This is a genomic window from Aeromonas enteropelogenes (assembly GCF_020097295.1).
GTDB lineage: Bacteria > Pseudomonadota > Gammaproteobacteria > Enterobacterales > Aeromonadaceae > Aeromonas > Aeromonas enteropelogenes.
In genome coordinates, this window is sequence record NZ_CP083625.1 from 4,144,873 (window position 1) to 4,160,745 (window position 15,873).

A 15,873-nucleotide genomic window follows, 5' to 3' on the forward strand; every position below is an offset into this window, starting at 1 on the left:
TTGATAGACGAGGCAAAACAATGGAATTGCGAGACATGCTACAGATCCTGGCCAAGCAGGATGGCTCAGACCTTTATCTGTCAACCGGCGCCCCCCCCTGCGCCAAGTTCAACGGGGTGTTGCGCCCGCTGACCGAGACGCCCCTCAATCCGGGAGATGTGGCGAGCATCGCCGACGCCATCATGGACAAGGAGCAGAAGGAGCAGTTCGAGCGGGAGCTGGAGATGAACCTCGCCATCTCCCTGCCCCAGGTAGGCCGCTTTCGGATCAACATCTTCAAGCAGCGCAACGAGGTCTCCCTGGTGGCGCGCAACATCAAGACCGAAATCCCGCGCTTTGAGGATCTCAAACTCCCCCCCGTGCTGCTCGACACCATCATGGAAAAACGGGGCCTGGTGCTGTTCGTCGGCGGTACCGGTTCAGGCAAATCCACCTCACTGGCGGCCCTTATCGATCACCGCAACCGCAACAGCGGCGGCCACATCATCACCATTGAGGATCCGGTAGAGTTCGTTCACCGCCACCGCAAGAGCATCATCAACCAGCGCGAGGTGGGGGTCGATACCCGCAGCTTCCACGCCGCCCTGAAAAACACCCTGCGCCAGGCGCCGGACGTGATCCTCATCGGCGAAATTCGTGATCGCGAGACCATGGAGCATGCCCTGGCCTTCTCGGAAACCGGCCACCTGGCTATCTCCACCCTGCACGCCAACAACGCCAACCAGGCGCTGGACCGCATCATCAACTTCTTTCCGGAAGAACGGCGCCCGCAACTGCTCAACGATCTCGGCAACAACCTCAAGGCATTTGTCTCCCAACGGCTGGTGAAGACCACGGACGGCGGTCGCCGGGCGGCGGTGGAGATCATGCTTGGCACTCACACCATACGTGACATGGTCAAACGGGGTGAATTTGGCGGTCTGAAGGAGGTGATGGAGAAATCCAAGGCCCTCGGCATGGTCACCTTCGATAGCGCCCTGTTCGATCTGGTAGTGGAAGGGGTGATCGATGAAGAAGAAGCGGTGAAGAACGCCGACTCGGCCAATAACCTGCGCCTCAAGATCAAGCTGTGGCGGGAGAAGGGCCAGATCGCCAGCAGCAGCGATGCCACCGGCTGGAGCCTCGAACCCACCAAGGATGAGAAAGACGACCTCTTCTGATCCAGCGCCGTTCAAGCACAGCCTCGTCAACCAAGGGGTTGTGCTTCTTTCCTCTTCTGTCACCGCCGCCCTAGCACCAGCGCCGCACCCGCTGGCAGTAACGGGCATACTCATCCCCGAAGCGAGCCTGCAACAACCGCTCTTCCGGGATGATCTGGAAGCGGGTCAACCAGGCCACCAGCAATACCGGTCCCAGCCAAACCCAGACGCCCCCCAGATAACAACCCCAGGCCAGCAGCCAGCAGAGCAGCCCCAGGTACATGGGATTGCGGCTGATACGATAGACACCGCTGGTGACCAGATGGCGGGTGTGGTGTGGCCGGGTCGGGCTGACGGTGGTCTGGTGGTGGCGAAAGCGCTGCAGGGCCCCGAATCCCAGCACGGCGCCCAGCGCCACCAGCAGGGCCCCCAGAACCCATTGCCAGCCCGCAGGCTCCCCACCACCGCGCATTCCCCACATGGCAGCAGCAGATAGGGTAAAGATCAGCGGGGGTGGCAGACGTAACTCCAAATTGACCATTTTATTCCTCTGACAAGTGTCGCACGGCGCTCGGTTGCGATAGACTCTCCATCACTCGGCAATCGCCGAGCCGTCGCCAAGATCATAATAATAACAACAAGTTGTCGCTAAACCGCTACGCTAGTATCGGCACTATCCCAACTCGAATAAAAAAGGAACGTCTATGCACAAGAAAACCCTACTCGCTACCCTGATCTTCGGTCTGCTGGCTGGTCAAGCCGTCGCTGCCCCCTATCTGCCGCTCGCCAATGACCATCGCAACGGTCAGGAGCAGACCGCAGCCAATGCCTGGCTGGAAGTGGATCTGGCCGCCTTCGAGCACAACATCCAGACCCTCAAAGAGCGCCTGGGTGACAAGGGCCCGCAGATCTGCGCCATCATGAAGGCCGACGCCTACGGTCACGGCATCGATCTGCTGGTGCCCTCCGTGGTCAAGGCGGGCATCCCCTGTATCGGCATCGCCAGCAACGAAGAGGCCCGCGTGGCCCGCGAGAAGGGCTTCGAGGGTCGTCTGATGCGGGTCCGTGCCGCCACCCCGGATGAAGTTGAGCAGGCCCTGCCCTACAAGATGGAAGAGCTGGTTGGCAGTCTGGCCAGTGCCCAGGGGATCGCCGACATCGCCAAGCGCCACAACACCAACATTCCGGTGCATATCGGTCTGAACTCCGCCGGCATGAGCCGCAACGGCATCGACCTGCGTCTGGCCGATTCCAAGGAAGATGCGCTGGCCATGCTCAAGCTCAAGGGGATCACCCCGGTCGGCATCATGACCCACTTCCCGGTGGAAGAGAAAGAGGACGTCAAGCTGGGGCTGGCCCAGTTCAAGCTGGACTACCAGTGGCTGATCGACGCCGGCAAACTGGATCGCAGCAAGCTCACCATCCACGCCGCCAACTCCTTCGCCACCCTGGAAGTGCCGGAAGCCTACTTTGACATGGTGCGCCCGGGCGGCATCATCTATGGCGACACCATCCCCTCCTACACCGAGTACAAGAAGGTGATGGCATTCAAGACCCAGGTTGCCTCCGTCAACCACTACCCGGCAGGCAACACCGTCGGTTATGACCGCACCTTCACCCTCAAGCGCGACTCCCTGCTCGCCAACCTGCCACTGGGTTACTCCGACGGCTACCGCCGTGCGCTCAGCAACAAGGCCTATGTACTGATCCAGGGTCAGAAGGTACCGGTCGTCGGCAAGACCTCCATGAACACCATCATGGTGGACGTGACCGATCTGAAAGGGGTCAAACCCGGTGACGAGGTGGTGCTGTTTGGCCGCCAGGGTGACGCTGAAGTGAAACAGGCGGATCTTGAGGAGTACAACGGCGCCCTGCTGGCGGACATGTACACCGTCTGGGGCTACACCAATCCCAAGAAGATCAAGCAGTAAGGATCGACCTTAAAACAAGGGCTCCCGAGGGAGCCCTTTTTACTGGTGCCTTTTGATGTACCTTACGCCGTCTTCTTGCGGGTCATCCAGAGGCTCAGCCCCATGGAAGCCAGCAGGATCAGCGCTACTACGCTCAGTGCGATGCCACTCAGGGGGATCTTGAACAGATCCCCCCAAATTATTTACAGCGCCTTCAAGCGGTCTTTTTACGAGTCACCCAGAGACTCAGTCCCATGGAAGCCAGCAGGATCAGGGCCACGACACCCAACGCAATACCGGTCGGGATCTTGAACACATCCAGCAGCAGCATCTTGACCCCGATAAACATCAGGATCAGCGCCAGGCCATATTTGAGCAGGGCGAAGCGCTCGGCGACACCGGCCAGCAGGAAATACATGGCGCGCAGGCCCATGATGGCAAAGATGTTGGAGGTCAGCACGATGAAGGGATCCGTGGTCACCGCAAAGATGGCCGGGATGCTGTCCACCGCGAAGATAAGATCGCTCACCTCCACCAGCACCAGGATAAGCAGCAAGGGCGTCGCGTAGCGCACGCCATCACGCCAGACGAAGAAGTGCTCCCCCTCCAGCGTCTCGGTCACCTTGAAGCGGCGGCGCATCCAGCCAAGCAGGGCGTTGTTCTCGAGATCCGGCTCCTTGTCGGCCGCCCACAGCATCTTGGCACCGGTCAGCAGCAGGAAGGCGCCGAACAGATAGAGGATCCAGTGGAACTGCTCGATGAGCCAGCTGCCGGCGAACACCATGCCGGCGCGCATGACGATGGCACCCAGTACCCCGTAGAGCAGTACCCGGCGCTGCAGCTCGGCCGGAATGGCAAAGTAGCCGAACAGCATCAGCCAGACGAAGACGTTGTCCACCGCCAGCGCCTTTTCGATAAGGTAGCCGGTGAGAAACTCCAGCCCCTTCTGGTTGGCGATTTCGCGCCCGGCACTGTGATCCAGCCAGAGCCAGATGGCGAGGTTGAAGAGCAGGGCCACGCTCACCCAGATGAGGGACCAGATACCCGCCTCTTTGAGGGATACCTTGTGTGCCTTGCCGCCGCCGACAAAACGAATGTCAATCCATAACAGGACCAGCACTATGCTGAAGAAACCGGTCCACATCCACCATTCACCCATGTTCACTTCTCCCCAAAACGACAAAACCCACGGCCGGGAGGCAGTGGGTTTGCATCTGGAGCAGATACACCTTGCCTCTCGGCAAGGTCTCACTTACAGCCAATTTGCATCGACTGCCCGGCTGCCGGGTGCACTGCAGGAAAAGGTGTGCACCGTAATGACGACAAACCGGCGAGAAGTTACTCCCCTTGTTGCGGCGGATAGTAACAGCCTCGAAAGGTAACGCCAAGAGGCATCTTCACCCCCACACAAAAAATAAAAAGGGCGCCACATGGGCGCCCACTTATCATGCTTCAATCAGAGCGGATCTATCTTGAGGCAGGAGACCGCGTGGTCAAAATTGCCTTCAAGCTGGGGACGGGTTTTGGCACATTCGGGGCCCGCCACCGGGCAGCGGGTGCGGAACACACAGCCGGACGGCGGGTTCATGGGCGACGGCAGATCCCCCTCCAGGATCTGGATGGTCTTGCTGCGCTCCAGATCCGGGTCAGGGACGGGCACCGCCGACATCAGGGCCTTGGTGTAAGGGTGCAGCGGATTGGCGAAGATCTCCTTGCGGGTTCCCAGCTCCACCGCGTTGCCCAGATACATCACCAGCACCCGATCCGAGATGTGTTTGACCACAGACAGATCGTGGGCGATGAAGATGAGCGACAGTCCCATCTCCTTTTGCAGGGATTTGAGCAGGTTCACCACCTGGGCCTGGATCGAGACGTCGAGCGCCGAGACCGGCTCGTCACAGATGATCATCTTGGGCTCCAGGATCAGGGCCCGGGCAATCCCGATGCGCTGGCACTGGCCGCCGGAAAACTCGTGGGGGTAGCGGTTTACCAGGTTTGGCAACAGGCCCACCTTGCTCATCATGGCGCGCACCCGATCCTTCACCTCCTCCTTCGCAAGATTTGGATAAAAGGTGATGAGGGGTTCGGCGATGATGTCGCCTATGGTCATGCGCGGGTTGAGGGAGGCCAGCGGGTCCTGGAAGATCATCTGGATCTCTTTACGCTTCTCCCGCAGCGCCTTCTGGTCGAGCTTGGTCAGATCGTTGCCAAGCCACACCACCTTGCCGTCGGTGGCCGGCACCAAGCCGATGATGGCGCGAGCGAAGGTGGACTTGCCGCAGCCCGACTCCCCAACCACCCCCAGGGTCTCCCCCTCGTACAGGCGCAGGGTCACCCCGTCCACCGCCTTCAGGGCCGAGGGTTTGGCCCAGGGCCAGGCCTTGCCGCTCTTGATGCTGAAGTGAACTTTGAGGTCGGACACTTCCAGCAGCAGTTTCTTGTCAGTACCCATTTAGTTCACTCCCTTGATGATGGCATCCGAAACCCAGTGGCAAGCCCGCTCCCGCCCGTTGTTGAACTGGGTGAGGATGGGAGATTGCTGGCCGCAAATCTCGCTCACCCGGTGGCAACGCTCCTGGAAGGGGCAGCCGGTGGGCAGACGTAGCAGGTTGGGTGGATTGCCCGGGATGGTGGGCAGCTCTTCCCCTTCGGTATCGAGGCGGGGAATGGCGCGCAGCAGGCCTTCGGTATAGGGGTGGCTCGGGCGATAGAAGATATCGTCCACCTTGCCGTACTCCATGGTGCGGCCGGCGTACATCACCAGCACCTTGTCACAGATACCGGCCACCACGCCAAGGTCGTGGGTGATCATGATGATGGCGGTGTTGAACTCGCGCTTGAGTTCATTCATCAGGGTCATGATCTGGGCCTGCACCGTCACGTCGAGTGCCGTGGTCGGCTCGTCGGCGATCAGCAGCTGGGGCCGGCACAAGAGTGCCATGGCGATCATCACCCGCTGGCGCATGCCGCCGGAGAACTCGTGCGGGTACATGCCCATGCGCTTGCGCGCCTCTGGGATCTTCACCGCATCCAGCATGCGCACCGACTCTTCGAACGCCTCGGCCTTGCTTACCCCCTTGTGCAGCATCAGCACTTCCATCAGCTGATCCTGCACCTTCATGTAGGGGTTCAGCGAGGTCATGGGGTCCTGGAAGATCATGGCGATCTTCTCGGCGCGGATCTTGTTGAGCTTGGACTCCGGCAGGTTGAGGATCTCGTCGCCCTGAAACTTGGCAGAGCCGGTGATGACACCGTTCTTGGCGAGCAGCCCCATGATGGCAAACGCGGTCTGTGATTTGCCAGAGCCGGACTCGCCGACGATGCCCAGGGTCTCGCCCGCCGCCAGTGAAAAGTTGAGGTCGTTGACCGCCACCACATTGCCGTCCGGGGTCTTGAACTCGACCCGCAGATCTTTTACATCCAGTAACTTCATAAAAACTCCTTATCGATCTTTCGTGACGTATTCCTGTCGATCCGGTGCGCTGCCAGCGTATTAGCCGCTGTCTTGGCGCTCTCTCGCCGTTTTCTCAGCGCTCACTCGGCGCTTTTTTTAGCGATCCTTCGGATCGAGGGCGTCACGCAGACCATCCCCGAGGAAATTGAAACAGAACAGGGTCACCACCATGAAACCGGCGGGGAACAGGAGTTGCCAGATGGCCACTTCCATCGACTTGGAGCCTTCATCCAGCAGGGCACCCCAGCTGGTCATGGGCTCCTGGACACCGAGGCCCAGGAAGCTCAGGAAGGATTCGAACATGATCATCCCCGGCACCAGCAGGGTGGCGTAGACCGCCACGATACCGAGCACGTTTGGCACTATGTGGCGAGTGATGATCTTCCACTTGGAGACGCCGCAGACATGGGCCGCCTCGATGAACTCCTTGCTCTTGAGGCTCAGGGTCTGGCCACGGACGATCCGCGCCATGTCGAGCCAACTCACCGCCCCGATGGCGATAAAGATAAGCGCCAGATTGCGGCCGAAGAAGGTCACCAGCATGATCACGAAGAACATGAAGGGGAAGGCGTTGAGGATCTCGAGTACCCGCATCATCAGGCTGTCGACGCGACCGCCGATAAAACCGGAGGCGGCGCCATAGAGGGTGCCTATGATGACGGCCACCATGGCCCCCATGATGCCGACCATCAGCGAGATGCGCCCACCGAGCAGGGTACGCACAAACAGATCGCGTCCCAGGCTGTCGGTGCCAAAGTAGTGACCCGCCTCCATGTCAGGGCCAGTCTGCATGGCGCTCCAGTCCGGATCGTCGAAGGTGTACTGGGACAGATGCGGCCCGAAGATCACCGCCAGACCAATCAGGCTAAGGATGATGAGGCTGGTGAGCGCCGCCTTGTTGCGCAGGAAACGACGACGGGCATCCTTCCACAGGGAGCGCCCTTCCACCACGTCCACTTTCTGGGCGAATGCCTCGACGGCCTCGCGTTTTTCAGTTGAAACAACCATGGTCTACTCCCTGATTAATAACGGATTTTCGGATCGATAAAGGCATAGAGAATATCGACCACGGCGTTAAAAGTGATGGTGAGGGCACCGACCAGAATGGTCAGGCCGAGCACCATGGAGTAGTCACGGTTCAGCGCTCCGTTGACGAACAACTGACCTATCCCCGGCAGGCCGAAGATGGTCTCGATCACCACGGAGCCCGTGATGATGCCCACAAACGCCGGCCCCAGGTAGGAGACCACCGGCAGCATGGCCGGGCGCAGCGCGTGTTTGAGGATGATGTGGCGCAGGGGCAAGCCCTTGGCGCGAGCGGTGCGGATGAAGTTGGAGTTCATGGTCTCGATCATGCTGCCGCGCATGATGCGCGAGATGGCCGAGATGTAATACATCATCATGCCGAACACCGGCAGCACCATGAACTGGATGCCTCCCCCCTGCCAGCCACCGGCCGGGAACCAGCCCAGATAGATGCTGAAGAAGAGCACCAGCAGCGGCGCCAGCACAAAGCCGGGTATCACCACCCCCGCCATGGCCGACGACATCAGCAGATAATCGATAATAGTGTTCTGCTTCAAGGCTGCTATGGTGCCGAACGTCACCCCCAGCGTCACCGCGAACAGAAAGGCGAAGGAGCCGATCTTGGCCGAGACTGGCAGGGCCTGGCTCACCAGATCGTTGACAGTGAAGTCCTTGTATTTAAAGGAGGGCCCCAGATCCCCCTGTACCAGGTTGCCTAGGTAGGTGAGGTATTGCATGCCGATGGGCTTGTCGAGGCCGTACTTGGCTTCGATGTTGGCAATGACTTCGGGAGGGAGCGAGCGTTCGCTGGTGAAGGGGTTACCCGGGGCGAAACGCATCATGAAGAAGGAGACGGTGATCAAGACCAGCAGAGTCGGGATCGCTTCCAGTAGACGTTTTAGAATAAATTTCAACATAGACAGTTCCTGTCCTGTACTGCTTCCAAATGGTCGCGGTTGTAATAAAGGCCCGCCGTCTGGCGGGCCCTGCTTGTTATGCGACTTGTTGCTTTACATCATCAGTGGGCGACGATGTACATGTCCTTGCTGTAGAGGTTGTCCAGCGGGTTGGCCGGGTAGCCACCCACATAGGGTTTCACCATGCGGGCAGTCACGTACTGGTAGATGGGGGCGATCGGCATGTCCTTGGCCAGGATCTCTTCGGCCTGGACATAGAGCTTGTTGCGGGCTTCCACATCCACCTGATCGCGGGACTCGCTCATCAGCTTGTCAAACGCCGGGTTGGAATATTTGCCGTCGTTGTTGCCATGGGTGGTCTGCATCAGATCCAGCATGGAGGAGGCTTCGTTGTAGTCGGCGATCCAGCCGGCACGGCCCACGTCAAACTGACCCTGTTTCTTGGTCTCGAGGTAGGTTTTCCACTCCTGGTTGACCAGGCTCACCTGCACGCCCAGCTTTTTCCACATGGAGGCGACGGCCACAGCCACTTTTTTGTGGTTGTCGTCGGTGTTGTAGAGCAGCTCGAACTTCAGCGGCTTGCTGGCATCGAAACCGGCTTCGGCCAGCAAGGCTTTCGCCTTGGCATCGCGCTCGGCCTGGGTCATCTTGGACCACTCGGGCGCCACCGGCTTGAAGCCGTCCACGAAATCAGGCACCAGGGTGTAACCCGGGGTCTGGCCCTGGCCCATCACCTTGTCGGCGATCACGTTGCGATCGATGGCGTAGGAGAGCGCGGTACGCACGCGCACATCGTCAAACGGCTTGCGCTTGACGTTGTACTGGTAGTAGTAGGTGCCCACATAACCGGTCACTTTCAGCTCGTCCGGCTTCTCTTTCTTCATCTGCTTGAAGCGCTCGATGGGCATCTGGTAGGTCATGTCCACTTCACCGGCCAGGTAGCGGTTCAACTCGGCGTTGGTGGACTGGATCGGCAGATAGGTCACCTTGTTGATGACGGTCTTGGCGTCGTTCCAGTAGTTTTTGTTGCGCTCCACATCGACGCGCTCGTTCACCACCCAGTCTTTCAGCACATAGGCACCGTTGGACACCATGTTGCCGGGCTGGGTCCACTTGTCACCAAACTTCTCGACTACTTTCTTCGGCACCGGATAGGTGGTGGTGTGGGAGAGCATGCTGACAAAGTAAGGGATCGCCTTCTCCAGTTGCACCTCGAAGGTGTAGTCATCGACCGCCTTCACACCCAAGGTGTCGGCAGGCTTCTTGCCAGCGATGATGTCGGAGGCGTTGACGATGGTCGGGATCTCCAGATACCAGGAGTAGGGAGAGGCGGTTTTGGGGTCGACGGCACGCTTGAAAGCAAATTCGAAATCGTGAGCGGTGACCGGATCACCGTTGGACCACTTGGCGTCTTTACGCAGGTGGAACACATATTTTTTGTTGTCCGCGGTTTCCCAGGACTCGGCCACGCCGGGCAGCACTTCGCCCTTGGGACCGGAGGCGACCAGACCTTCGAACAGATCGCGCAGGATATTGGATTCGACCGTTCCTTCGGTCTTGTGCGGGTCCAGGGTGGCGGGCTCGGAGCCATTGCCTTTGACCAGCTGCTGCACTTCGGCCAGCTTGGTACCGGCGGGTACATCGGCGGCTTGTGCCATTGTGGCGCCACCAAACAGCGCGGCCACCAGGAGGGTGTTAATCATTGTTTTTTTATGAGTCATTTCCATACTCCAACAAGAACATTCCATGCAATTTTTTCAATGACGGGGTAACAACCCGCTCCCAGCATAATTCCCTGCTTATTGTGATGATGCAATAGATATTATCAGGAGCAACGGCCATCCATGGTCAAAAAAACAGCTTTTGACAAGAATTTCAGTATTTAAACGCCCCGTAACCGACGTTTTTTTATACAAATCGCTCGATTCTAGAAAATGGCATTCAAAAAGCAACCAATAAAAAGCCGGTCACGAGGACCGGCTTTCATAAAACGGATCTGGCTCACATCAGGCTGGGGAAGACACCCTTGATCCCGGCCACCATGATCTCGATACCCAGCGACATCATGATAAGACCCATGATACGGGTCACCACGTTGATGCCGGTATTGCCCATGATCTTGAACAGCAGGGGGGCGGCGCGAAAGATTAGCCAGGAGCAGAACGAGAACACCACCACCACCAGCGACATGCCGAGCATCTGCTGCCAGTGGCTCTGGCTGGCGTAGACGATGACCGACGAGATGGCCCCCGGTCCCGCCATCAGTGGCAGCGCCAGCGGCACGACCGCGATGGATTCACGCACCGCCAACTCCCCTTTCTCCTGCTTGTTGTGCTTCACCTCACCCAGCTTGCCTTGCAGCATGGACCAGGCGATCAGGGTGATAAGCGAACCGCCGGCGATGCGAAACGACGCCAGCGAAATACCAAAACCGTCCAGGATCAGCTGCCCCATGGTCATGGAGACCAGCAGGATCACCATCACGGCGATATTGGCGGTCGTGTTGGTCTTCATTCTTTCGGCCGGGGTATGGTGACTGGTCAGACTGACAAACACCGGCAACAGACCAAGCGGGTTGATGATCGCAAACAAACCGACAAAAAACTTCAGATATAAAGAGACGTCAATTGCCGCCATAGACCCCTTCCAATAGTGTGCAAGCCCGCGGGCTACTCCATATCAATGCGTGCGTAAATTTACACCATAGCCAGGATCCGCACCAATTAAATAATCTCACCAATATCGGGGTTTTTTAGTTAGTTCCGCTAATGATTCCCCTTCTTCCCAACAGATAAGCCAGTGCGAAACGATCTCCGCGGCGCAAGTCGCTACCTCCTCTAATCCGTGGCCCAGGTACACCCCCTGTCGCCACGAGTGTTTTTCCGGCTCCTGTTTTGACGTTTTCCTGACGCGACGATCAACACCAGGAACCGAGGGTCATGATTGCCTATCAGATACCAGCTACACATCCGCCTGCCAGCCACTAAACTGCCTTTGCAGAAGCCCGGCAAGGAGGGGCATTCCAACCACTTCACACCACGCTAAAGGTAATAACGAGTCCCTTACGGGTCATACCTCTTCCCCCTTTATCCAAGGTAAAGGAAATGCGAAATTGCGTGTAAAAAAGCGCCAAAAACGGTGGGAAGAAACGGCAAACCAAACGGTCAAAATACACAAATCGATAACAGACAGTGGAAAATCTGCCACCACTCGAGTGTCAAAGGTTAAGTTTGATCACAATGACTGTGTGATGGCCGTCATGCAGCGGTTTCCTCCAAATTGTTTATCAAGCCTTAACTTGATGAAAAATCTGGACTAAAACCGTTCATTCCGGGTTCATAAAGGATTTGTTCAACTCCACAACTTGATAACATCCGACTAAAAAAAATTGTGAAATAAAATTTCTTTTGTTCTTTTGCAACACTTGATCGAGATCAAGTTTTTATGGGTCTACCCCGCTCTATAATCGACTCGGAAAACAATTTAGTAAGGCATGTAAATACCCCTGTTGCAGTAATTGTCGCCTTGACAGGCCAACTATAATTGCCGGGCATTGCCAACGTCTTACTAAACAGTTTTCAAATAATCAGGAGATAAACATGGCAGTAACCAATTTGGCAGAACTGGATGCACTGGTCGCCCGCGTTAAGGAAGCACAGCGTGAATTCGCCAGCTTCTCCCAAGAGCAGGTAGACAAGATCTTCCGTGCCGCCGCCCTGGCCGCCAACAACGCCCGTATCCCTCTGGCCCAGATGGCCGTAGAAGAGTCCGGTATGGGTATCATCGAAGACAAGGTTATCAAGAACCACTTCGCCTCCGAATACATCTACAACAAGTACAAAGAAGAGAAGACCTGCGGCATCCTCAGCGAAGATGACGAGATGGGTACCATCACCATCGCCGAGCCGGTAGGCATCATCTGCGGTATCGTACCGACCACCAACCCGACCTCCACCGCGATCTTCAAATCCCTGATCTCCCTGAAGACCCGCAACGCCATCATCTTCTCCCCGCACCCCCGCGCCAAAAACTCCACCAATACCGCTGCCAAGCTGGTACTGGATGCAGCCGTTGCCGCCGGTGCGCCGAAAGACATCATCGGCTGGATTGACCAACCGTCTGTTGAACTCTCCAACGCCCTGATGAAGCACAACGACATCAACCTGATCCTGGCCACCGGTGGCCCGGGCATGGTGAAAGCCGCCTACTCCTCCGGCAAGCCCGCCATCGGCGTGGGTGCCGGTAACGTACCGGTAGTCATCGACGAAACCGCCGATGTGAAGCGCGCCGTCGCCTCCATCCTGATGTCCAAGACCTTCGACAACGGCGTGGTCTGTGCCTCCGAGCAAGCCGCCATCGTGGTTGACTCCATCTATGACCAGGTCAAAGAGCGTTTCGCCACTCACAACGGTTATGTGCTGAGCAAGGACGAAGCTGACAAGGTTCGTAAAGTCATCCTGATCAACGGCGCCATGAACGCCAACATTGTGGGTCAGCCTGCGGTCAAGATCGCCGAAATGGCCGGTGTTACCGTGCCTGCCAACACCAAGATCCTGATCGGCGAAGGCGTGAAGATCTGTGAAGAGGAAGAGTTCGCTCACGAGAAGCTCTCCCCGACTCTGGGTCTGTTCCGTGCCAAGAACTTTGAAGAAGCCGTTGAAATGGCCTGCGACATGGTCAACCTGGGCGGTATCGGCCACACCTCCGGTCTGTACACCGACCAGGACCGCAACGCCGACCGCATCAAGTACTTCGGCGACAAGATGAAGACTGCCCGTATCTTGATCAACACCCCGACCACCCAGGGTGGTATCGGTGACTTGTACAACTTCGCGATGGCACCGTCCCTGACCCTGGGTTGCGGTTCCTGGGGTGGCAACTCCATCTCCGAAAACGTGGGTCCCAAGCACCTGATCAACAAGAAGACAGTCGCAAAACGGGCAGAAAACATGCTGTGGCACAAACTTCCGAAATCCATCTACTTCCGTCGTGGTTCCCTGCCGATCGCCCTGAGCGACCTGGAAGGTAAGAAGCGCGCCATGATCGTGACCGACCGCTTCCTGTTCAACAACGGCTATGCCGACGAAGTGGTTCGTCTGCTCAAGGGCCTGAAGATGGAAGTGGAAGTGTTCTACGAAGTAGAAGCCGACCCGACCCTGACCGTGGTACGCAAGGGTGCCGAGATGGCCAACTCCTTCAAGCCGGACGTGATCGTCGCACTGGGCGGTGGTTCACCGATGGATGCTGCCAAAATCATGTGGGTGATGTACGAGCATCCGGACACCGCGTTCGAAGATCTGGCTATGCGCTTCATGGACATCCGCAAGCGTATCTACAAGTTCCCGAAAATGGGCGTGAAGGCCGAGCTGGTCTGCATCACCACCACTTCCGGTACCGGTTCTGAAGTAACTCCGTTTGCGGTCGTGACCGATGACGCCACCGGCGTGAAATATCCGCTGGCTGACTACGAGCTGACCCCGAACATGGCCATCGTTGACGCCAACCTGGTGATGGGTATGCCGAAATCCCTGTGCGCCTTCGGTGGTATCGACGCCGTGACTCACGCCATGGAAGCCTATGTTTCCGTACTGGCCAACGAGTACTCCGACGGTCAGGCACTGCAAGCCCTGAAACTGCTGAAGGACTACCTGCCTTCCAGCTACCAGAACGGTGCCAACGACCCGGTCGCCCGCGAGAAGGTGCACAACGCTGCCACCATCGCCGGTATCGCGTTCGCCAACGCCTTCCTGGGTGTGTGCCACTCCATGGCCCACAAACTGGGTGCCGAGTTCCACATTCCGCACGGCCTGGCCAACGCACTGCTGATCAGCAACGTCATCCGCTACAACGCGAACGACAACCCGACCAAGCAGACCGCGTTCTCCCAGTACGACCGTCCGCAGGCTCGTCGTCGCTACGCAGAAGTGGCTGACCACCTGGGTCTGACTGCCGCCGGTGACCGTACCGCCGCCAAGATCGAGAAGCTGCTGACCTGGCTGGACGAGCTGAAAGCAACCTTAGGGATCCCGGCCTCCATCCGTGACGCAGGTGTCGCCGAAGCCGACTTCCTGGCCAAGGTTGACCAGCTGGCCGTGGAAGCCTTCGATGACCAGTGCACCGGCGCCAACCCGCGCTACCCGCTGATCAGCGAGCTGAAAGCCATCCTGCTGGATACCTACTACGGCCGTCCCTTCTCCGAAGAAGCCCAGGTGGCTGACAAGGTGGAAGTGAAAGCCGAAACCAGCAAGAAAAAATCCAAGGCCTGATAACCGGTCCCGAGATTAAAAAAGCCCGCGCCACTGCGCGGGCTTTTCTTTGTCTGAAAGCCGGCACCTTCTTTACCGGACAACAGAACCTCCCCTCCCCCCACATTGCCAGCCGTATGCTCCCATTTCATTGGTCGCCATGACATCCGCAGCCAGTGCCAGGTGCAGCCCGTCCTCCACAGACAGGTCACAGCATTTGCCCCCCTATCAATCAACGAAGGCGAAGGCACAACCACGGCGAGCGCGTCTGCCGCCAGCGGACAAGAAAAGTCAGTAAGACTGGAGCGTTAAGCGGGGGATAAAAAAGAGAGCAGGCGTTACCGACGGGATAAAAAAATGGCAGCCATCTGGCTGCCATCGGGAGAGCATGAGCGGGCGATCAGAGGGTCGCGGCCACTTCGTCGGAGATGGAACCGTTGTGGTACACCTCCTGCACATCGTCCAGATCTTCCAGCATGTCGATGAGGCGCATCAGCTTGGGCGCGGTCTCGGCATCCAGTTCGGCTTCGGTGGAGGGGATCATGGTCACTTCGGCGCTCTGGGCCTTGAAGCCGGCTGCTTCCAGACCGTCGAGCACGGTACCGAAATCGTTCGGGGTGGTGTACACCTCGATGGAACCATCCTCTTCGGTCACCACGTCGTCGGCACCCGCTTCCAGGGCGGCATCCATCAGGGCATCTTCATCGACGCCCACGAAGGTCAGCAGGCCTTTCTTGGTGAAGAGGTAGGAGACGGAACCGTCGGTACCCAGGTTGCCACCGCTCTTGCTGAAGGCGTGACGCACTTCGGAGACGGTGCGGTTACGGTTGTCAGTCAGGCACTCCACCATGACGGCGGTACCGGCCGGGCCGTAGCCTTCGTACACGATGGTCTCGAGCTGCTCGCCGTCACCACCGCCAGCACCACGCTGGATGGCACGGTTGATGGTATCGCGAGTCATGTTGTTGGTCAGGGCAGCCGTTACCGCCGCACGCAGACGCGGGTTGTTGGCCGGATCCGCATCACCGAGACGCGCGGAGGTGGTGATTTCGCGGATCAGCTTGGTGAAAATCTTGCCACGCTTGGCATCCTGAGCGGCCTTGCGGTGTTTGATGTTGGCCCATTTACTGTGACCTGCCATAGGGACTCTCCGTTATATTTTTAACTTTCAGTAACACAAGG

Annotated in this window: 12 protein-coding genes; 3 read left to right on the plus strand and 9 right to left on the minus strand. The window is 58.1% G+C overall.

Going from position 1 to position 15,873, the window contains the following annotated elements; translation table 11 throughout:
* Positions 1–20 precede the first annotated feature (20 nt).
* Entirely contained in the window at positions 21–1,160 is a 1,140-nt protein-coding gene (gene tapW, locus LA321_RS19150; RefSeq protein WP_026457954.1) for a type IVa pilus ATPase TapW, read from the plus strand.
* Positions 1,161–1,230: 70 nt separating this feature from the next.
* Here tapW and LA321_RS19155 read toward each other — a convergent pair whose 3' ends face one another.
* Entirely contained in the window at positions 1,231–1,680 is a 450-nt protein-coding gene (locus tag LA321_RS19155) for a methyltransferase family protein (RefSeq protein WP_042069911.1), read from the minus strand.
* Between the two features lie 163 nt (positions 1,681–1,843).
* On the opposite strand from LA321_RS19155, the gene alr reads away from it, so the two are divergent.
* The gene (gene alr / locus LA321_RS19160) at positions 1,844–3,070 is read left to right on the plus strand and encodes an alanine racemase (RefSeq protein WP_042028580.1); all 1,227 of its coding nucleotides are present in this window, start codon (positions 1,844–1,846) and stop codon (positions 3,068–3,070) included.
* A gap of 193 nt (positions 3,071–3,263) precedes the next feature.
* Here the strand turns inward: alr and LA321_RS19165 are convergent, their stop codons facing one another.
* The 7 genes from LA321_RS19165 to LA321_RS19195 all read right to left on the minus strand — a co-directional run bounded on the left by LA321_RS19165 (position 3,264) and on the right by LA321_RS19195 (position 11,083).
* Positions 3,264–4,208, minus strand: a complete 945-nt coding sequence (locus LA321_RS19165; protein ID WP_042069912.1) for a TerC family protein — start codon at positions 4,206–4,208, stop codon at positions 3,264–3,266.
* A gap of 297 nt (positions 4,209–4,505) precedes the next feature.
* Entirely contained in the window at positions 4,506–5,501 is a 996-nt protein-coding gene (oppF, locus tag LA321_RS19170) for a murein tripeptide/oligopeptide ABC transporter ATP binding protein OppF (RefSeq protein WP_042069914.1), read from the minus strand.
* On the minus strand, positions 5,502–6,482 hold the full coding sequence (gene oppD, locus LA321_RS19175) for an ABC transporter ATP-binding protein (protein WP_042069915.1): 981 nt from the start codon (positions 6,480–6,482) through the stop codon (positions 5,502–5,504).
* 117 nt (positions 6,483–6,599) lie between these two features.
* Positions 6,600–7,511 carry an oligopeptide ABC transporter permease OppC gene (gene oppC / locus LA321_RS19180; protein ID WP_042069916.1) on the minus strand — a complete coding sequence of 304 codons (912 nt, stop codon included), beginning with the start codon at positions 7,509–7,511 and terminating at the stop codon, positions 6,600–6,602.
* A 14-nt stretch (positions 7,512–7,525) separates the two neighbouring features.
* On the minus strand, positions 7,526–8,446 hold the full coding sequence (gene oppB, locus LA321_RS19185) for an oligopeptide ABC transporter permease OppB (RefSeq protein WP_042028574.1): 921 nt from the start codon (positions 8,444–8,446) through the stop codon (positions 7,526–7,528).
* A 101-nt stretch (positions 8,447–8,547) separates the two neighbouring features.
* Positions 8,548–10,167: an ABC transporter substrate-binding protein gene (locus LA321_RS19190; RefSeq protein ID WP_042028571.1), complete on the minus strand. Its 1,620-nt coding sequence runs from the start codon at positions 10,165–10,167 to the stop codon at positions 8,548–8,550.
* Positions 10,168–10,447: 280 nt separating this feature from the next.
* The gene (locus LA321_RS19195) at positions 10,448–11,083 is read right to left on the minus strand and encodes a YchE family NAAT transporter (protein WP_042028570.1); all 636 of its coding nucleotides are present in this window, start codon (positions 11,081–11,083) and stop codon (positions 10,448–10,450) included.
* Positions 11,084–12,045: 962 nt separating this feature from the next.
* Between LA321_RS19195 and adhE the strand changes: the two genes are divergently transcribed.
* Positions 12,046–14,712: a bifunctional acetaldehyde-CoA/alcohol dehydrogenase gene (adhE, locus tag LA321_RS19200; RefSeq protein ID WP_042028569.1), complete on the plus strand. Its 2,667-nt coding sequence runs from the start codon at positions 12,046–12,048 to the stop codon at positions 14,710–14,712.
* Positions 14,713–15,091: 379 nt separating this feature from the next.
* Here the strand turns inward: adhE and LA321_RS19205 are convergent, their stop codons facing one another.
* Positions 15,092–15,832, minus strand: a complete 741-nt coding sequence (locus LA321_RS19205; protein WP_042069917.1) for a YebC/PmpR family DNA-binding transcriptional regulator — start codon at positions 15,830–15,832, stop codon at positions 15,092–15,094.
* Positions 15,833–15,873: the final 41 nt, after the last annotated feature.